At 41.2% G+C, this 20,198-nt stretch carries 16 protein-coding genes; 4 read left to right on the forward strand and 12 right to left on the reverse strand.

Features of this window, described 5'->3' with window-relative positions; genetic code table 11:
- Position 1: 1 nt before the first annotated feature.
- The 6 genes from AZI85_RS05290 to AZI85_RS05315 form a co-directional block, all read right to left on the reverse strand.
- Positions 2 to 1,882, reverse strand: a complete 1,881-nt coding sequence (locus tag AZI85_RS05290; protein WP_172795303.1) for a hypothetical protein — start codon at positions 1,880 to 1,882, stop codon at positions 2 to 4.
- A 69-nt stretch (positions 1,883 to 1,951) separates the two neighbouring features.
- Entirely contained in the window at positions 1,952 to 2,908 is a 957-nt protein-coding gene (locus AZI85_RS05295; RefSeq protein WP_063243115.1) for a glycosyltransferase family 2 protein, read from the reverse strand.
- 18 nt (positions 2,909 to 2,926) lie between these two features.
- Positions 2,927 to 4,228 (reverse strand): nucleotide sugar dehydrogenase, encoded by a 1,302-nt coding sequence (locus AZI85_RS05300; RefSeq protein ID WP_063243116.1) that lies wholly within the window; start codon positions 4,226 to 4,228, stop codon positions 2,927 to 2,929.
- Positions 4,229 to 4,358: 130 nt separating this feature from the next.
- Positions 4,359 to 4,955 (reverse strand): sugar transferase, encoded by a 597-nt coding sequence (locus AZI85_RS05305; RefSeq protein ID WP_063243117.1) that lies wholly within the window; start codon positions 4,953 to 4,955, stop codon positions 4,359 to 4,361.
- Positions 4,952 to 5,689, reverse strand: a complete 738-nt coding sequence (locus AZI85_RS05310) for a hypothetical protein (RefSeq protein ID WP_063243118.1) — start codon at positions 5,687 to 5,689, stop codon at positions 4,952 to 4,954. The genes AZI85_RS05305 and AZI85_RS05310 overlap by 4 nt, the downstream gene beginning before the upstream one ends.
- 20 nt (positions 5,690 to 5,709) lie before the next feature.
- A complete protein-coding gene (locus tag AZI85_RS05315; RefSeq protein WP_063243119.1) occupies positions 5,710 to 6,489 on the reverse strand; it encodes a TauD/TfdA family dioxygenase in 780 nt (259 codons plus the stop codon).
- A 236-nt stretch (positions 6,490 to 6,725) separates the two neighbouring features.
- On the opposite strand from AZI85_RS05315, the gene AZI85_RS05320 reads away from it, so the two are divergent.
- Entirely contained in the window at positions 6,726 to 7,931 is a 1,206-nt protein-coding gene (locus AZI85_RS05320) for an O-antigen ligase family protein (RefSeq protein ID WP_063243120.1), read from the forward strand.
- Here the strand turns inward: AZI85_RS05320 and AZI85_RS05325 are convergent.
- Positions 7,928 to 9,445, reverse strand: coding sequence for a hypothetical protein (locus AZI85_RS05325; protein WP_063243121.1), 1,518 nt, complete (start codon positions 9,443 to 9,445; stop codon positions 7,928 to 7,930). The genes AZI85_RS05320 and AZI85_RS05325 overlap by 4 nt on opposite strands.
- Positions 9,446 to 9,567: 122 nt before the next feature.
- Between AZI85_RS05325 and AZI85_RS05330 the strand changes: the two genes are divergently transcribed.
- From AZI85_RS05330 to AZI85_RS05340, 3 genes are read left to right on the forward strand one after another with little or no spacing between them, the layout of a single operon-like run.
- On the forward strand, positions 9,568 to 10,983 hold the full coding sequence (locus AZI85_RS05330; protein WP_063243122.1) for a UbiA family prenyltransferase: 1,416 nt from the start codon (positions 9,568 to 9,570) through the stop codon (positions 10,981 to 10,983).
- Positions 10,983 to 12,287, forward strand: coding sequence for an FAD-binding oxidoreductase (locus AZI85_RS05335; protein WP_063243123.1), 1,305 nt, complete (start codon positions 10,983 to 10,985; stop codon positions 12,285 to 12,287). The genes AZI85_RS05330 and AZI85_RS05335 overlap by 1 nt, the downstream gene beginning before the upstream one ends.
- On the forward strand, positions 12,284 to 13,021 hold the full coding sequence (locus tag AZI85_RS05340) for an SDR family oxidoreductase (RefSeq protein WP_063243124.1): 738 nt from the start codon (positions 12,284 to 12,286) through the stop codon (positions 13,019 to 13,021). Before AZI85_RS05335 ends, AZI85_RS05340 begins: the two co-directional genes overlap by 4 nt.
- Here AZI85_RS05340 and AZI85_RS05345 read toward each other — a convergent pair.
- From AZI85_RS05345 to AZI85_RS05365, 5 genes are all read right to left on the reverse strand, one after another.
- Positions 13,018 to 14,559 carry an ArnT family glycosyltransferase gene (locus AZI85_RS05345; protein ID WP_063243125.1) on the reverse strand — a complete coding sequence of 514 codons (1,542 nt, stop codon included), beginning with the start codon at positions 14,557 to 14,559 and terminating at the stop codon, positions 13,018 to 13,020. The two genes, AZI85_RS05340 and AZI85_RS05345, sit on opposite strands and share 4 nt — an antisense overlap.
- Before the next feature lie 2 nt (positions 14,560 to 14,561).
- Positions 14,562 to 15,731, reverse strand: coding sequence for a hypothetical protein (locus AZI85_RS05350; RefSeq protein WP_155723938.1), 1,170 nt, complete (start codon positions 15,729 to 15,731; stop codon positions 14,562 to 14,564).
- 79 nt (positions 15,732 to 15,810) lie between these two features.
- On the reverse strand, positions 15,811 to 16,812 hold the full coding sequence (locus AZI85_RS05355; RefSeq protein WP_063243127.1) for a hypothetical protein: 1,002 nt from the start codon (positions 16,810 to 16,812) through the stop codon (positions 15,811 to 15,813).
- An 8-nt stretch (positions 16,813 to 16,820) separates the two neighbouring features.
- On the reverse strand, positions 16,821 to 18,146 hold the full coding sequence (locus AZI85_RS05360; RefSeq protein ID WP_253720853.1) for an MBOAT family O-acyltransferase: 1,326 nt from the start codon (positions 18,144 to 18,146) through the stop codon (positions 16,821 to 16,823).
- 204 nt (positions 18,147 to 18,350) lie between these two features.
- Positions 18,351 to 20,018, reverse strand: coding sequence for an LTA synthase family protein (locus tag AZI85_RS05365; protein WP_063243129.1), 1,668 nt, complete (start codon positions 20,016 to 20,018; stop codon positions 18,351 to 18,353).
- Positions 20,019 to 20,198 lie beyond the last annotated feature (180 nt).

Here is a 20,198-nt window from a genome sequence, read left to right on the forward strand (position 1 = left end):
TTTAATATAATTTAGGAACTCTGGTGATGGCTTTGGCAACTTCAATTGCATCAAGTCCAAGAACGTCACAATACCATGCAAAGGACTCCGGACGAGGGTGATTGTCTCTCTCGATCAACGCCTTGGCCTGGTCAATCGTCAAATGACCTTCACGAATCTGATTTGCACGAAGAGTGTCGTTCTCAGAGAAGCCAACAACAGAGTGATAAATGAAATTATAGAATGGGGCTGTCCCATCACCAATACGCCAGCTGGTTTCACAGTCTGGTGAGTACTCCCAGTCATACCGCTTCAAAGTGGCATCCACGACATTTTCATTCCACTCTACATAATCAAAAAGATTAAGATAAGTGCGTGGATAAACGTAATAGCTGAGGTAGCCAGTGAACGTATCCCACAGAGAGGCATTCCAATAGCCCGGATTTACTGCAAACTCGGTTCCATAAAAACTCAGCATTTTAAGTTTATTCGACGTTGACATGCTATAGGCCATTGAAGAGTTTTCACCACTTTGCTCAGCGCCCGCAAATCTGGTTTTAAAGCCAGTCTTTTCAAGCTTGTTTTCGCCCATAACATTCAAATGCAAACCGTTTTCTTTTTTTACTTTTTCTGCATAGTAGAAGTAATGCTTATCCCCTGCCATGAACAAAGGAATCGTCCCCAACGAAGGACGTCGAAGCCATGCGGAAACGTTGTCTTTGATATACTTTCTTTTCTTTTCAATATCCGCAGACACAATAAGGTGTTCAACTTTCAAATCTCCACACATGCGAGACTGATTGCGGCGAGCCAGATCCGTTACCATACCCCAGTCGTAGGTAAAGGCAGAGGCCTTCAACCCCAATTCCTTCACAACGGTATGCAGAGTGAAACAGCTGTCGCGGCCACCACTCAGACTGACCAAGACCTTATCTTGAGTACCGCCCTTAGAAAGGCGATTATACAGGTCATTCTTGGACAACTTGGGCTTCGCGCTTTGGTATCCAGCACAAATTGAACACGCACCAGCAGAATCGAATGCAATGCCTGGAAACGTTGAAGGTAACAGACACTTCGTACAACGTTTTACGTTCTTGGTGGCATCGCTAACGAACCTGAATTCACTTTCAAGAATACGCCCCAGCTCAACCACATTAACATGGCTTGTATATTCTGTAGTTTGAACCTTGGTCACTTCTTTCAAAGGTGCGGATGACTCCGGCATACCGAAAGAAATCTCTTCTTTGGTAACATCGTAAATTCCGCCCTTTGTGTTACGGTGATCGTAAACAAAGACATTAGGAAACAACAGCTGAGTTGCTTCGTACTGCTCCTGCAGTGGAAGGGCTCTTTTTTCAGAAGAGAAATACCAGCGCTCATCACGATTCTGCAAATACAGTGAACCGTTAGATGAGAATAAAATACTCAGTCCCCACTTGGCAGAATAAATTGCGAAGTTGTTCGCGCCTTTGATCTCCTCATTGAAGGCACGCATGACTTTCGAGAAATCGAACGTGTCCGCAGAATCAGAAAGCTTACTTAGAAAACCAACTGATGCGTAGGTATCCAAAGGTAAAGCGCAGATATCAGAAGATATCCCTTCTTTAACCTCTTTTTCATTTGTGATGATACCATTATGAACAACAATCCAGTCCTTGTAGACTACCGGCTGATTGTTCGCAGAATCCCCTGTGCCACCATGAGTCGCCAGACGAGTATGGCCAAAGACAAGCTCAGGCTTGCCGGATGCAGATACGAAACTGCGGAAGCTTTTGTATTCGTCCGACCGGATGGCCTTATGAAACGGAAGAGAGAGCTTTCCAAAACGCAAATCCCGTCCGGCATAATCAAGGGCAGCAAAACCGAAGGCATCATGACCCCGGCGTTCCAGGACCTTCGCCATTGCCTCAAACTCTTCTATAGAATTTGAGCCTCCAAGATTTCCAATGACCCCAGCAATACCACACATACCTTATTCTCCGTAAAATACCTTCTGCTTCAGCAATGCCAAGCTACGCTCTTGATTGACACGAATTCGATCCAACATCTCAACGACCAGCCCAAGAATAAACAGGAACAATGCCGTGCCCAATAAGAACCCACCGCTGAATCCAGCCCACAAATAGCCGGTAAACTTTCCAGTTTGCATAAAATGAGCAATGAACACCGCAAAAAGAGATCCGCCAATTGCAAACAACACAGAAGCCATACTCCAAAACAGTTTCAGAGGGTAATAGCTCAGATACGCTCGCCCAATGATCTTGGAGGTGTTCAAAGCGTACTTCGCAATGCTGTGAGCCATACGACTTTTACGTCCCTCGAAGTACTTCACGCGCGAGGGTACTTCCTGAATGCGGAAACGTTTATAGGACAAGTCCAAAAACACTTCTTGAGTATAAGTGAACTGACCAAAAAGATTGAGATTCAAAAGACACTGCTTTGAGTAGGCACGGAAGCCGCAGGCCACGTCGTAATACGAAGAACCCGTCAATGAACTGATCAGCTTTGACATTTGACGATTTCCCCAAAGCTTCACTGGAGGTATGCCCTGAGGCAGATACTCGTCAGAGATAAAACGTGAAGCCGTAACAAAATCGGCTCGACCATCAACAATCGGCGCGATCAGTTTTGGAATATCATTGGGGTCAAACTGGCCGTCACCATCCGTAGTAACCATGAGATCCATCTTATTTCTAAGACTCCACTCAACTGCACTTTGAAAAGCAATACCAAGCCCCTTATTTACCCCATGGGAGACAACCTCCGCCCCCGCTTCACGAGCAAGCTGAGCGGTATTATCTTTAGAGCCGTCATCGATCACAAGGACGACAACCTTGGACACCCTATCAAGATTTCTAGGGATAGAGCGGACGACGGTAGCGATCGTTTCGCTCTCGTTCAAACATGGGATAGCCACTACCAGATTCATACAACCTCAAATATAAAATTATGCGTGTACCACATTGTCATGATGTCCACGGTACTTTCCGCGTGTATCAACAATCAGCTTGGCATTTTTCTGAATCATGTCGTAGTCAAACACATCATGATCAGTCGCAACAACCACACAATCATATTCTTTTAGTGTGGCCGCCGTGACATCAACAGAGCTCAACTCAAATTTGTGCTCACGCATTTTTGGGAATACTGGGACATGAGGATCTGCATAACTGATGTTAGCGCCATTATCACGCAGTCTTTCCATCAAAAATACAGACGGAGACTCACGCATATCATCAATGTTTTTCTTATAAGAAATTCCCAGCACCAGAACTTTTGCTGCTTTAACTGACTTCAAGCGATCATTAAGCGCCAGTGCAATCTTCTTCATAACGTAGGCTGGCATTGAGTTATTAATCTCCCCTGCCAATTCGATGAAGCGAGTGTGAACCCCAAATTCACGAGCTTTCCAAGTCAAATAGAATGGATCGATAGGAATACAGTGACCACCGATCCCCGGCCCTGGACGATATGCAACGAAACCAAATGGTTTGGTTGCTGCTGCATCAATAACTTCATGAATGTCGATGCCCATTTTGTCAGCGACAATTTTCATCTCGTTCACCAGACCGATATTTACCGCACGGTGAATGTTCTCAAGAAGTTTAGTCATCTCAGCAGCCTTCGTTGAACTTACCGGAACTACTTTATCGATCACGCCACCATATAGTTCCACACCAACTTCAAGACATGCCGGCGTTGAGCCGCCAACCACTTTAGGAATTGTTTTGGTGTTGAAGTGGGGATTGCCCGGATCTTCACGTTCTGGAGAGAATACCAAAAAGACATCCTTACCAACGGTGAATCCACGCGCTTCAATACGGGGTCTTAGTTCTTCTTCAGTTGTTCCCGGATAAGTTGTGCTTTCCAAAGATACAACCTGCCCTTTTCTCAGGTAAGGAACAAGGCTGTCCATTGTATTCAAAACAAAACTCAAATCCGGCTCGCGGTATTTATTCAGAGGCGTTGGCACGCAAAGAATAATGGCATCAACTTTTGCTATTTCTGCAAAATTTGTCGTCGCCGTAAAGTTCTTACTGGAAGCCTGTTTTACCGATGCGCTGGAAATGTGCTCAATATAGCTTTCGCCCGCTTTGATCTTTGTTACTTTAGTTTCATCAATATCGAAACCAACAACAGAAAAATTTTCTTCAGAAAAACGAAGTGCCAAAGGAAGGCCTACATACCCCAGACCGACAATCCCAATGACAGCTTTTTTAACCTTCAAGTCATTCGCCAAAGAACTCATACACCCTCTTCAATAATATAGAGAAAGGATAATAAACCCGAGTATTTATATAAGTAAACGAATTCCCCTTAGAGAGACTGTTATGATGCAACACCACATCAGTGACGCTAGAACTCAGATAACCGAAATCTTAATTCTGGGATGAACCGCGAAATTTTTCCGTCGTAGCAGAGCCCGCTGAACTGATGCCTTCGCGTATTAAAACTTTTTTAACAGTCTTAAAGAGAATCTTCATATCCAAAACAAATGATCTGTTATCGACATACCAAACGTCCAACTTGAACTTATCTTCCCAACTTAGGCTGTTTCGACCATTTACCTGCGCCCAACCAGTAATACCGGGGCGAACCTCATGTCGGCGAGCCTGGAACTCATTATACAACGGAAGATATTCTGCATGAAAAGGTCGCGGACCAACGAAGCTGATATCACCCACGAGAAGATTATAAAAACTGGGCAGCTCGTCCAGACTACTAGCACGCAGAAACTTTCCAAAGGAAGTGAGTCGCTGTTCATCAGGCAACAATTGCCCGTGAGCATCGACCTGATTTGTCATAGAACGAAACTTCCATAGATAAAAGACTTTCCCACCCAGCCCTCCTCGAGCCTGCTTAAATAACACGGGCGGTCCTAGTTTGATACGAACTAAAAGTGCAGTTACGAAGAGTACAGGCAGCCATAACGGGGAGAACACAAACAGCAGGATCAAATCAAAACATCGCTTCATGAATTGCTCGCAAAATCACGAATATGCTCTAACTTTGAAATACTAATAATAGCACCCTCAATACCCTGATGACTAAGAGCCCATTCAAATAGCTCTCGGGCCGTTTTGTTCGTATTCTTGAGAGCTTCTCCAGCAGCCAATGGCCGTAAAATATAAGATTTCTTACCAAGCTTTGCAGCCAGCTCGATAGATTTATCGTATTCTGTTTCAATCACGTTACGATAAACTACCAGCCCGTCAATACATTCTATCCGAATAGCGCTATTTGCGAATGGAACAGAATAAGGAAAACACATAAATTGCTTTATCTTATTTTGAAGTTTGAGATCTTCAACTTCCTTCGCTAAACAAGGACAAGCAGCTATAAAGTCTCTAATTCTAATCTGATCCTCATTCAGATTCAGCCTCCACATCCACTGAACTACAGACAAATGAGCAGTCTGCAAATCCGAAAGATAGTCGTTCACCTTTTTAGTCAGACGGCCTACTTCAAAACCAACATCCCCGAAACTAGGCTCTGCAAGCTTCACAATATGCTCAAATTCTACATGAGGATGCTTTTTCTTTAAAAAACTAAGAGCCTCTTTTAATAAAGGATAACTCTCGTATTCCGAAGAGCTATGGAGTTTACGAACTCCCAACGAGTGTGCCTCGCAAAAAAATTGTACCCAAAATGAAACGTCCAGAGTCACTTCATGCAGGCGCATTGTCCCCAGAACTAGCTTATTGACCATTTGGCTTTCTTCCGTACTTATTAGAAAACACCGACATTCATCGCACACTTCCAAATAAAGCGTTCAGATTCTTTGGTGGCAGCAAAAGAGTTTCTTCCATGAAGAAGCTCGTCATCTTTCCACATAACGGAATCTCCGGGTTGCAATTTTACAGCCAATGTTTTTGCTTTAATTGCCGAAGAGGATAAAAGATAACTATGAAACTCTTCAACCATGTTACGAGTTTCCGCGCCGATTTCAGAAGAAACACAATAATAGTTCCAATTAACATGTAACTTAGCGCCTTTCTGGCAAATGATACACTCGGAACGAGAGTCGCCAGATCTCGAATGAGACACAGGACGAGACATCAACTTTTCCAAAAGAACAGGATTCTCAGACTTCATACACTCAACCAGATCAACTGAGTCCAAGAAAGTAGTTTCACCGCCCGAGCCCGCATTGGTAACACAGGCTAACAACGTCGAGTTTGGGAAGGTTGGAATATAAGAGCCATCTGTATGAAGAGGCTGAGCATTTGCAGAGTGCCGATATGCATCTGGAAAACGTGGATCAAATCGAACTTCCATCCAAACCTTGCCAGTTCTTTGCTTACTTCGGTCTCCAACATTGACATCCTCAGCTAACGCCGCAGGAGTTCCAATAAAAGGAAATAGCGTTTCATAAAATTCCCTGACGGACTCAATCTTTTCCGCTGCCCTCAGCACGAAAACTTTAAGGTTATCGTTTTTCCAATCCTCAACCAAGGCCTTACAGGTCTCAGCTGCAGAATCTTTGGTAAACTTCTTCTCCCACAACATATTAGAACCCTCGCTCAACAATTGATAACTTGCCTGCTAATACATGGCAACAATCAACTTAACCACTCCAGCCAAGGCTCCACCTAAATATTTTAAAAATCGGCCCTAGGATGCCAAGATACTAAACACATTTGAGTTCTTCGACATTGCCTACACACCGAATTCAACGCGCGCGGCGTCGAAACTTAGAAAAGACTACGGACGTCACCTATTGTACACTGCGAGCCTGAGGCCACATGTCTAAAATCGCCAACATACTACTACACGTTCTAATATTCGTCACCATCATCCACTGGAGAGCTTTTGACGCAATGATTGTACTATCGTTGTTAATTTTGATCGCAGGTCGGCCATTTTCGATAGACCAAATTGCTGGCGCACTTAAGCAAACTAAACTTTTCCATTTCTTGATAGTAGCGTGGTTACTCGTAGTTTTTATTGGGAATTATTTGTATGGAACGCCCGCAGAAGTATTAAACTTCAGATGGATTTTTGGCAGCTATATTATCTACGCCGTGAGTAGACTGAACCGAGTCAAAGATGACTCATTTTTATCCACCACATCATTGGTCGTAACTGCAGGTGCTATTTTAGCATTCGTATATGCTTATCAATCAACCACCTCGTGGCCGTCGCAAGACAATAGGTTCTCTGGCTTTTACCACAACCCTAACGTGTATGGCATGACTTTATCTCTTCCCTGCGTATATCTTATCGGTTGGGTGCTAACGGCCATCTTCTTTAAAAAGAAGATCTCCACCTGGAACATACTGGCGCTTGGAACTTTAACAGCCACAGTGTTTTTCACATATTCCCGCAGCTCGTGGATGGGGCTAGTATCTGCAACTTTAATGGCCGTATTTGTAATGCGCAAAAATAGAACGGTTATTCTGGGGTTCATATTTTCAATTTTAGTTGGCATAATAATGTTTCTTACAAACTTCATGAGTCTGAAGGAACGCTTACTCTACACAGGAGACTTCACGGGAGCAACTTCCACGACCGTTCGCATAGAGATCTGGAAAGCTAACATTGCCATGTTTCTCGACCAGCCCTGGTTTGGAGTTGGGTATTGGCATAACACCGAACTTCTTTCAAAATACACTACTCCAGACAAGGTTCCAGGTGACGATATATTCGCCCATGCCCATAACCAGTACCTTCAGGTACTTTCTGGAACTGGAATTATCGGGTTTACTATATACTTGCTTTTAATAGCGGTGATCGGATTTTACTTTTGGGGCAAGTATCAATCTTCAAAAGATGTCCTAGTGAAGCGAATTGCACTTTGCGCCTTTCTCTCGTTTGTCTCTTATCTTTTTACTTCATTGTCAGACTCGCCACTTGATAGCAGAGAGACGCGAGACTTTTTTATGATTATTCTTGCAGGGAGCTTGGGAATTATTCACAACCGCACTCAGCCAGCAACTATTAACAGTTAATAAATTTTTACTTCGACTGGTAAGTTGCCCAGCTCACCTTTGAAAGAAATCAAATCATTTTTCAGTTTGGATATTTTTTCCTCTCTTGTAAATACGGAAACAACATCACCACCTAAAACGACATTCTTCTCCAGCAAAATAAACTCTCCTACTTTTTTCCACTCGGCAGACGGCTGAAGCCAGCTTTCATATATAAAAAGAATATCAACGCCTTTTTCATTAGCAATATCTGAAATCCAATCAAAATCGCGAGAGCTCAATCGCTTTCGCAAAGCATCTTGCGAGGCGAGGCCCCAAAGATCCAACACTTCATACTTGTATCTTAAACCTGGAAGTCCAATGTCATTGAGTCCGACAGGTTCTTTCAAATACTTATCCATGAATTCAGCTGTAACTCCTTGCTGAAAACGTATGTTCCGAGACGCTTGATGTAATTTACTCAAGCTAAAAATATATGGCTCGCATAACCAACATAGGAATGCAAACGACAAGATGTATCGCCATCTGCTCAAGTTTGAGACAGATAGCAGACTAATGAAAAATAGAATTACGTATACCAATATGTAAACTTCATACCGAAAGAACCAACCAAATTTACCTACGAGCAAATGCAGTACGGATGGTATAACCAAAACAGTTACACTTGCCCAAGACAATCGGTGTGTCTTACGTGCCAACAAAACATTGATAATAGTAAGAAGCAAAATGCCTAAGCCTTGTCGCGAGGTAGCGTTTGCATGAAAAGTTGACAGAACTGTTAACAAAAAACTTGTATCACTCGCCGTCTTTGCCATGACGGATGACGGAAGAAATCCAAGCCCAATCCACTTAAGAAAAAAGGAGAATGCAACGGCAGGGAATAAAGGAAAAAGAGTCACAATACAGATCTTTTTTGGATCCCTTTTGGTGAGATAAAAAGCAACTGCAGCTGCCCAAAATACAAGCATTTCATAACGTATCATGATCGCGAAGGTTAACAAACCAACCAACTGTCCAAAGCTTTCCTGTCTTCTCTCCACTATCTCCGCAAACTGTTTAAAAATTAATGCTACGAGTAGAAGTTGAAGAACGTGTTCTAATCCGTTAAGTGCCAAGCCAAAACCATTTATAAAAAATAGTAATAAAATAGATATTGTATAAGAAACTGCAGGCCTGATTTGAAAATTTACTAGTAGATCAAAAACCACAGCAACAAAGCAGAGAATCAAAACTGAGTTGAAAACAAAAGGAACATATTCAAAAAAATAAGTGTGCGCGAACGGGGCAAGTAGGAACGGCCAAACGATACTTGAACTTGGAGCTGAATTTTCTGACAAGTTAAACCCGTAGTGTCCCGATGCAATATTTTTAGCCAACTTCAAATGGATATAAGGATCATCAAGCGTATATGTAAAAGCTTGGAATCCTTCCGTAACCCAAGCCAAGAAAATAACTTGATACATAACTGCCGTTAGTAAGACGAAAGCTAGCCATTGCATTCTTGTTTTGCGGGACAATTCCTGAGTTTTAAACATAGTTCCTTCTTGGCGTTTGAACAAAAGACGAACTTAGACAAGCCACTAGAAAAACTCAAGATTCGCAACTGACGCGCTGCCATTTCTTTGCTACTTTTTTTACATCCGATTAAATTGCCTTCATGAGACATTATGTAGTCTGCGATTTGGATGATTGCCTTATAAAAACAGATTTGCTTTATGAACAATGGCTTGTTCTTCTAAAATCCAAGCCGTTAGTTTTCTTACAAAGTCCTTTTTGGCTTGTAAAAGGTCGCTCTTATTTTAAATTCAAATTGTCTCAGCATGCACCCATTTCCCCTAACCTTCTACCTTACAGGGAAGAAGTAGTTCAGTTTTTAAAAACGTCGAAAACTGATAAAAACAATCAATTAGTTCTTGCTTCAGCAAGTCCAGAGACTTGGGTGAAAGATATATCTCTCCACACTGGACTGTTTGAATCTGCGCTAGGAAGCTCTCAAGAATCAAATCTAAAGGGAGCTGCCAAGTATAAAGCCATCAGATCATCCATTGGAGAAAATACATTCACCTATATTGGCGACCACACCGCTGACTTGGAAATCTGGAAGCACTCATCGAAGGTAGTGGCAGTAAATCCTTCTGTGAGTTTACGCTCCAAAATTGCTTTACTTGCAAAACCTACCGACATTATTACTGACAAAAAAAGATCGACTTGGAATCTGACGGTCAAACAAATTCGCCCTCATCAATGGATTAAGAACGTCCTTGTCTTTTTGCCCGCATTTGCAGGTCATAAACTGGTTAGTGCGGATAATATTCAGAACGGCTTACTTGCCTTTGCAGGATTTAGCTTTGCTGCTTCGTTCGTTTACGTACTTAATGACCTCTTAGATCTTAAAGCGGATCGAAATCATCATACCAAAAAACGTCGTCCTTTCGCTTCTGGAGACCTGCCAATAAAATGGGGACTTCTGTTACTTCCATCACTTTTGGCCGGTTGTGGAACAATGGCAGCGTTACTACCAACTGATTTTGCCATATGGATATCGGTGTATTTGATTTTGAACTTAGCTTATTCTCTCTATCTTAAGCAGAGTGTCGTTGTTGATATTATTATCTTATCCATGATGTATACTCTTCGCATATTCGCTGGATCAGCAGCGACGTCTGTGCCAATTTCGGAATGGTTATTAAGCTTCTCTACTTTATTCTTTTTTAGCTTGGCTTGCGTGAAAAGATACACTGAGATCATTAGAAGTAAAAACAAGATAACTCTCGACGGACGAGGCTATCGACAAGTTGACTATTCAATGGTCCAATCCCTTGGGGTTGGTTCAGGATTGATATCAATCCTAATCATTCTTTTATATCTTCAGAGCAACGACGTGAGGGCCTTATATAACAACCCCCAGAACTTATGGTTTGCAACACCTGTACTGCTATTCTGGATCTCTCGAGTTTGGATTCTCACCAATCGCGATGAAATTCATGATGATCCGGTCGTATTTGCCGTAAAAGATAAAATTAGCTGGATCTGTCTTGGACTTCTAGGCTTAATCTTTGGGATAGCGACATAATGGAATACCCAAGTTGGGGATTTTATCCCGTCGTAAAAAATCAAGATACTTACATATTACCAAACAGAATAACTTCAATCCCGAGTTTGACCACCTCTCTCCTACCTCGTGGACTGGGTCGTTCCTATGGAGACTCCTGTCTCAATGAAAACGGTACACTGATAATAACCAGTCAGCTGAATCATTTTATATCATTTGATGAGAGTTCCGGTGTTCTTTGTTGTGAAAGTGGAATTACTTTCGATGAGATTCTTAAATTTGCTATTCCTCGTGGTTGGTTTCTTCCAGTTACGCCCGGGACTAAATTTGTGACCGTGGGCGGTGCTATTGCTAATGATGTTCATGGTAAAAATCATCATTGTGCAGGGAACTTTGGACACCACGTCCTTTCGTTTGAACTATTACGCTCGAATGGCGAAAGACTCCGCTGCTCTCGAATTGACAATAGTGACTTCTTTTTTGCCACGATCGGTGGCCTTGGACTAACAGGATTAATTACTTGGGCGGAATTTAAACTGACGAAAATCCAATCGTCATTTATTTCTCAAGAGCAGATACAGTTTGATTCATTAGCTGATTTTTTGACCTTGTCTGAACAATCCGAAAAGGATTTTGAGTTCACGGTCTCATGGGTTGACTGTGTTAACACCGCTAAAGACGTACGGGGAATTTTCATTCGCGGCAACTATTGTAAGCCTTCGGAATCTGCAGTACTAAAGGTCCACAATACTGACACATTTAAAACTGTTCCGCTGTTTTTTCCAGAATGGATTTTAAATAGCTTTTCCATACGCGCATTTAACGAACTTTATTATAGGAAAAACCTGTCGCATCATAAAAGCAACATCGTTCACTATGAACCTTTCTTTTATCCACTAGATTCTATCTACCATTGGAATAAAATTTATGGCAAAAGAGGCTTTCTGCAGTACCAGTTCGTCATTCCGTATAAAAACGATCAAGGCGCAGCATTGTCAGAAATATTTTCCCTGCTTCAACGCAGCCAAATGGGCTCTTTTTTGGCAGTTTTAAAAACCTTCGGTTCAATCCCTTCAGAGGGAATGCTGTCCTTCCCGAAAGAAGGTATAACTTTAGCCTTAGATTTTCCAAACCATGGAGAGTCTTTGTATGAAGTTTTGGAACAATGCGATCAGATTGTTCGGTCTGTTAACGGTGCTGTTTACCCTGCTAAAGATGCCCGAATGCGCAAAGAAAGTTTTGCAGAGTTCTATCCCCGCCTCAATGAATTTGAAAAGTATATCGATCCGAATTTTTCTTCTAGTCTCTGGAGACGTGTAAAATGAAAAAAATCTTAGTCATTGGTGCAACTTCAGCGATAGCCCAAGAAGTAGCTAAATTGTATGCAGCGAATAGCGAAGAGCTCATTCTCTGGGGACGCAACAGCGAGATGCTACATATCATTTCCCAAGATCTTCTCGTTCGAGGTGGTAAAAAGATATCTTCTATAAGTCATGACTTAAACGATCTTGCTATACACGAATCAAAAATTAATGAGATTTGGAACACTCACTCCAAAATCGATATAGTGTTATTAGCACATGGAGTCCTTGGAAATCCTAGAAAAGCTGAGGTTAATCAAGCTGAGATGCTTCACCTTTTAAATAGCAACTTTGTTTCTCATGTTTCTCTACTTACATTCATCTCCCAAAAAATGGTTCAACAAGGTTTTGGAACAATCGCGGTGATCTCATCTGTAGCAGGTGATAGAGGTAAACAGTCAAACTATGTGTATGGATCCGCAAAGGCCGGAATGACGGCATACACGGATGGTCTAAGAAATCGACTATTCCCTACTGGTGTCCATGTCCTGAATCTAAAGTTAGGCCCCGTGGATACACCGATGACCAAAGATCACAAAAAAACTGCGTTATTTGGAAAAGCGCCTTCGGTTGCAAAAGGTATTGTTTCCGCCATCGAAAAAAAGAAAAACACTGTCTATCTACCTATGATTTGGCGCTACATTATGATCATCATCAACAGTATTCCAGAAGCTGTATTCAAGCGTCTCAAGATTTAGCGTACTTTACATCTGTAGATTGTGAAATATTCCATAGCAGAAACCCGCTCGTAATGTACTCTAAATGTCGTTTTAAAGTCTTCCGAGAACAAAGGAGTATCTTGGTAAAAACTCAAGAGACTCCACGGTTCTCCTTTTTTGGGGAAAATTAGATAAGGAACTTTACACGACTTCATGGCAGTCATTGTCGAATCAGGAAAATCTAAATGAGAGGCCTTCATGTCCATTAACGATGCGCCATCAAAAAATAGTCCTCTGCCTCTCTCCACTAAGTAAGCTTTGTAAAAAGTAGACTCGTAATTATTATTGTCGGAAAATCCTAATTCCGCGCGGCCAGGTGGCAAAACATTCAAGATAGATTTCAAGTCTCTAAACTCTTTAATTCGAACAGGGGTCTCTGAAAGCAGTTCAACCACTCTCTTCTGGCGATTCACAGCATTCAGTGCGACAGTTAACAAAAAAGCCGCAAAAATATAATTTACGCGAAGACGCTCCTCAGAACTCTTACGATAATACTCCTCATTTGAGAGCCATAATAACACTGGGACCAGTGGCAAAAAATGATGAGGACCGGCGCCCGGTTTACTTGCCGCGATAGCTATTAGCAATGAAACGCCACAGAAGACGAAGAAAGTAATTCTATAGCGTTTTGAAAAGCCTATAAGTACTAATAGCAAAAGGAAACTGGTAATGAAGGAAACATTTTTTACTGTGTCTGAAAATGCAAGACCATGTTTAGACGCCATTTTTAGCCAGGTTAGGTACAAATCTTCTCTGACTTGCGGAAAAAAGAATGGTGCCACCGCAACACAAACAAAGGCTACGATGCCCGTAGCTATCTTGAATAACGATCGCTCCCGATTTCTTTCGCAATACAAAGATACAATAGGTACAAAATACAACAAGGCGTGAAGCTTACTATTGACGGATAGCCCAGCAAGAACCCCTAGCCCAACATACATTTTCCAGGTTTCAACCACACTTCTTTTAGTAACTAACAACAGTGACCAGAATACATATGTCATCAGAAACGAGTCAGGCCTATTCCAATAGCTGAAATTGTAAAATCCCAATATCACTATGGAAATCAAAGCGACCGAATAAAACTGATCTTTTTTTGTTAGCAGAGAATCTTTCGCCAGAAGGACTATACCTAAAAACAAAAGCACTAAGTTTACAAAACCCGAAAGTTTTGAAGCAAAAATAATTGGCAATCCGCTGGATTGAAAAAAAGCCGTAACTAAATAAGGCCAAGGGCCATACAGTAGTGAGTATCTGCTCTCTGAGTCGAGCTCCGTATAAATTGGATATCCCTGCCTCCATAATGCAGCAACGGAAGCGATATTTGCCTCTGCATGATCGAAGAACAAAGGAGTCGCGAGATACGCCAGTGCACTTCCAGCTAGCCAAACAAAAGCCGCAATGAGTATTGTCTTGGAGGCAGCAGACATGAACTTCTGAACTTTTGTATTATTACGAATCCAATAGGAAAGAACCAATAACAGAAGAAAATTTATAAGAAGTGATGAAATCGGCACTGCTACCGCTCCTTACCAGCAACTTGTTCAGTGCGATGTCGTAAAATTACAGCAAGATAAATTAATATTCCTATATAGGCATAAATAGCGGAGTTATTCATAATGAAATCTATCCACGGATCTGATTTATCTCCGTTCAGACTTCTATGAAATATTGTAACAAGCAGTAACCACGTTGCGGTCCGACGTCCAACCTTTTGTAACAAAGGAATCATGACAATGCATACAATAAGCAAGGAATAAGGTTTTAAACGTGGAAGCCAAAGCATTAACAACAAATAACTCCAGCATAACCGAAGCATTCGATTGCTCTCATCTTTAATCACATTTTTCCATACTAAATAAGAAAGGTATGCAAGCAACAACACGAAGAAAGTCGCACCCGCCATCCAAAAATCATTTAACAACTTTTCACTAAGATTCTTAAAGAAAAGAAGAATCGTGATATTAGAGGCGTTCGATTCTATTTCATTGATTGGGCTATGTTGATTTGAGTATTTACCAAGAATCTGACGGAAAAAACTATTAAATAGGTCGGGAGAGTAAAGAAAATTTATTAGAATTAAACTCAATACACCTGCAGAGAAAAGAAAAAACACTTTTGCTTTTTGCTTAACCGTATCCCCTGCCAGTAATATCGCAGGGATTGCCATTACTGAAGGCACGACCTTAACAAAGGCCGAGGGCGCAAGCCACAATACCCCTTCGAATTTTCTGACCGCAAAAGACCAAAGAAATAACGCAAAGAAAAGGGCTTCAAAAACCCCGATATTACCAGTGTTGTAGTTGGAAAAGGCAGCATTATAGCCTAAAAACAGCCATGTAACGGTGATATACGGGTCCCATTTTAACTTTTGAATCAGTACAAAACTAATAAATAAAAGAATAGCAAAATGAAAAATTAAATATGTCTTGGGCCCACCAACGCAGAATGGCCTATAAGACTCTAAGAAAATGGCAGGATAAGTGAAAGATAACTCGAAGCCGAGGTTCGCTGTGATGTAAGGGTCCAATCCCTTATCGGATGCCTTAACGGCTTCACAGTAAATATGATGATCCCATCCTCCTTTGTTAGAGAAATAAACCTTCAAAGGCGTCTGAAGAACCGCAAAAGCGATCGCTCCAAATAAAAGATATTTTAAAAGATTACGAATCCTTGAATTGATCATCAATAGTTACTCTGATTTATAACCAACACGTATTTACTTTGGTATGCAAGGAACAACGATGCTGCTCTGCAACCAAATCTTATTAAAGCGATTCACTAAGCATCTTTATAGAGTAGTGGCACGTAAAATGAACTCCGTCGTTCCAGTACTTCGGCGAACCATCATCCTCATCCATACCTTGAAAAGAATCCACTACTTTGATTCCATCGGTTTCAAGGCTCTTTAGTGCCTTAATCCACTTTTGATGCTTTTCGAAAATGTCCGGGTATTCATTCTTCAGTCGAGTTAAAAATTCGGGATGATATGGTGTAATCAGTATTATAACGTCAACGTCGTGAAGCCTCAGACGTTTCATCTCATCGGAAAAAATTTTTAACGAATCCGGATTTTGTAATGGTTTCAAGACTCCATGAGCATAGTTTTGATACAACAAATCCACTTCTTTACGAAGACTCTCAGCTGATTCTTTTCCTTTAAAGTCTTCGGACTCACAATCAGTAATTCTGAGCTCGCTACCAGCTCCTTTACTAATCGTTGTTGCTTCCCTATTACCAATAAAATGCAGCGAAGCTTCTAAAGTATTGTGGTCAATGAGACTTTGAAGATACTTGATTTTTTGCTGAACACCTTCTTCGGTCGTTTTACTCAAAAAATACTTTCTGAGCGCCGGTGTGTTCTTAATTTTAGAATCCGTACTTTCTCCAATTAAATCAAAATAGTCCGCGAGCCAAATGACCTTCTTTAATTTTGCATTCTCTTCAGCAATTTTTAATAAAGTTAATTTGGTTATTAATTCAGCTCCAGAAACGGACAGGTTCAACGTCTTTAATCCGGTCTCTTTTTCTATCCATAAAGGAGGCGTAGTTTCTCCCCGAGATGACCCTAAAATAATTAGTTCAGTTTCCGGAAATGCTAGCACCCTTTGAGCAGCTTGATAGTAAGTATTTAAGGTCTTCTTTGAGGGCTCGACAGTTTCACATCGATAATAACATTGTGGATCTAGCGAGTAATTAATTGCTCCAACCAACACGAGGAGCAAAACTGAAAATAACCCAAACAAAATGATGGAATTCTTCGAAGTCATGTTTGCTCCTAAAACTGGAAGTATAGAAATGGTGATTCCTCACCCATATATGAAAGGCAGATCACGAATAGAAGAGCTAAAAGCAGGGCGTTTCGAAAGCTAGGCTTGAACTGAATCTCCCAAGTATTGCGCATAAAAAAAGCGGCACCGGACGCTACAACTAAGGCAGCAATAAACCGGTCCTTATGTCTTGCAGGAATAAGAATAATATCCCAAGAAATATCTGCGTTTAAAAAAAACACCTTCTGCAACCACAGATTCGCTTCGTGAAAGTTTGGCGCTCGGAAAAATACCCACGCTACGCAAACGAAAAGAAAAGTTAGAGCCCATTTTAAGGACTTGAACTTCAAAAAGTCCCAACCTCTATCTTTAAAGAAACGTTCAACGGCAAGAACACCGCCATGTAAGACACCCCAAACCACGTATGTCCAATTTGCTCCATGCCAAAGACCGCCAATCGCCATGGTTAAGAGAAGATTTCTATATGTTTTAAGTTTGCCCTCTCGATTTCCCCCTAAGGAGATGTAAAGATAATCACGCAACCACGACGATAGAGAAATATGCCATCGCTGCCAGAACTCAGTAATAGATTTTGACTTATACGGAGACTGGAAGTTTGCGGGAAACTGGATATTCATCATGAGACCCAAGCCTACCGCCATATCGGAATACCCGCTAAAATCGAAATAGAGCTGCATCGTATATCCTACCATCGCAAGCCATGCTTCAGCATTTGAAGCCGAGGCCATATTGCCTACCAATGGATCGACAACAGCCGCTATTCTGTCGGCGATAAGCATCTTTTTTGATAGACCGAAAATAAAGAAGTAACAGCCTTTCCAAAAATTATCGGCATGGAATACATATGTAGAGGAACTCTCGAGTTGGGGCACGATCTGGTTGTGGCGCACCAGCGGTCCCGAAATTTGATGAGGAAATAGGGTCACGTACCCTGCAAACTCGAGGAGATGCGCATGGGCATCTGATGTTCTTCGATAAACATCAATGACGTAAGACATTGATTGGAAAGTATAGAACGAAATTCCAATTGGCAAAACGAGCTGTAAAGCCGGCAGGACGGAAGCTCCACCGAATGCTGTTACAGAGCTATTCAATGTATCTGCAAAGAAATTGTAGTACTTAAAAAAACCTAAAATCGCCAAATTGGCTGACATGGATGTTATTAAAAGTATTTTTCTATGCCGCTGGGTTTGTGCGTAATAAATAGCTTTAGCGATATAAAAATCAAGAACGACCGTGAATAGCAGAAGAAATACGTACGTTGCACTCCAGTAGCAATAGAAAAACACACTGGATAAAAACAGGAACCACAACTGAATCTTCTTTTTCTTGATTATGTAATAACCCAAGAGCGTTAACGGCAAAAACAAGAATAAGAAAATATACGAATTAAAAAGCATTAAGCATGAATAATAGAAAAGCGGCATCCTTGCAAAGCAACAAACGAGTTTGACATTTGCCGCGAGGCTCCAATAACAAATTGCCTGAAATAGCGGCAACTTTTGAGATCATAGGTCTCAATCGAATAGTAAATTCCCGTAAATCTCTTCTGGAAACACAGTGTCTATGACACGCTTATCAACGAGTTCTTCTGAGTTACGTTTACAGACATCTTTAAGATAGCCGTAAAATTCATGGTAGACAGGAATTGATTCAGAAAGAACGCCCGGAAGACAATAGATAGGCTTGTCATGAATTTCTCTTGCAATAGATTCCGCGAGATCTAAATTTTTAGTATTAAATGCGCTTACGAAAAGAGGAACTCTTCCGTAAGTTAAACGCTGAGAATCGTTCAAAGATGAAAAACGGAAACCATCGCTCTTTTCACCCTTTGAAGTGAAGAAATCGTCACTAAAAACATGTTTTTTATAAAATGAAATTGTCATCGCCGGCTTATGATCGCCAAAAATCAAAAATAGAACGGGCCGGTTATTCTTTTGGGCCAATCCATGAACTCGCGCTTGAAAACTCAAGAATTCGCTTAAAGATTCCTGCAATTTGGCTTTGTAATCCGCTTCTCCCCCATCATTATTCACTTCTCTATAAGGCCCATGGGTATGAATAGTGATTAGAAAAGAAAAAGTCTTTTTGTTTTCTATTAAATTGGCTTTGTATTGGTCTAGGGCATTTTTAAAAAGGATATCATCCTTTGGAACAATGGACATATCTGGCCAATTCATCTGTTCCAGGAAGATAGATTTCTCAAAACCAAATTTAGGATGCACAACGTCTCTTCGCCAAAAAAAGGCGCGATTGTTATGCGAAGAAAAAGTAGCATAACCGTTTTCAGCGAAAACTCTTGGAAGCGCCATTGCGTGCGGTGAATAACTTTCTGCGAAATATTGAAAATCGATCCCTTTGTATCTTTGGCTCGGTAGTCCAGTTAAAACTTCAAATTCTGCCTCTGCAGTCATACCACCATAGACCGGCGAAATCATGGTTGATCGCGCGAATCCCACTTTCTCAAGATCAGCCATGGGGGTTACGAATTTTGCAGAAGTGCTTGTGTAACAAGACTCACAAAGAACGAGAAAAACATCTGGCATATCTTTGGAATTATGAACTGTTGCAACCTTTCGCTCACCTAAACGCACCTTACCTTTTGCCGGAATTTGTCCCATAGGTAGAGTTAAAAATAGATGATTTAAAACGCCATTCTCTTTGATATTCGTGGCAAAGTTCCAGTCGACATAATGAACCTTCGCAATGCGAAACAAATAATTGACCAAATTAACTGACGACTCAGTCGGTCTTCGCTCTTGCATACAAGAGGTAGTAACTAACAGCAAAATCGGAAGAAAAATAAACTGACGTTTCCTAATCGTGAAGCCTTTGAAAAAACACAAAAGCATTCCAATCGCCAAAAGAGGAATCAAAAAATCCGTATAGCTCTTTAAGAAAAGCGCTTGTTTCCATCCAAAAATATCAGAAGCTTCCAGGGCAGTATTCGTGTACGAAAGTTTCATTAAGTGAATTCGCAACAGCAAAGCTTCCAGCAAAAAAACAAACACGGCCGCAAAATATGGTCGAAGTACGAGCAAAAACGATGCGTAAATTAACCATGGTAAAAGTAATTTAGTGGGCAAGATATAATCAAAAACAAACCACTGAATAAAAAGACTCGACAAACTCAATAAGAGGAGTCCCCAAAGCATTTGCCCTTTATCAAATAGTTTAATGCGCATTTTTCACCTAGAAGAAAATCTTACAGAACTTTGATGCAAAATCAAAGAAGTCAAAAAAATCACATCAAAATATCTATTTAAATTTCGTGAACCTTCTTACGACGCTAGTCTGGATTAGTAAGTATTTCGCACCGAGTCCAGACAGTCTGCGAGAAAAATCACGACGAAGGAAGTAAAAAA

Source organism: Bdellovibrio bacteriovorus (assembly GCF_001592755.1).
Lineage (GTDB): Bacteria > Bdellovibrionota > Bdellovibrionia > Bdellovibrionales > Bdellovibrionaceae > Bdellovibrio > Bdellovibrio bacteriovorus_E.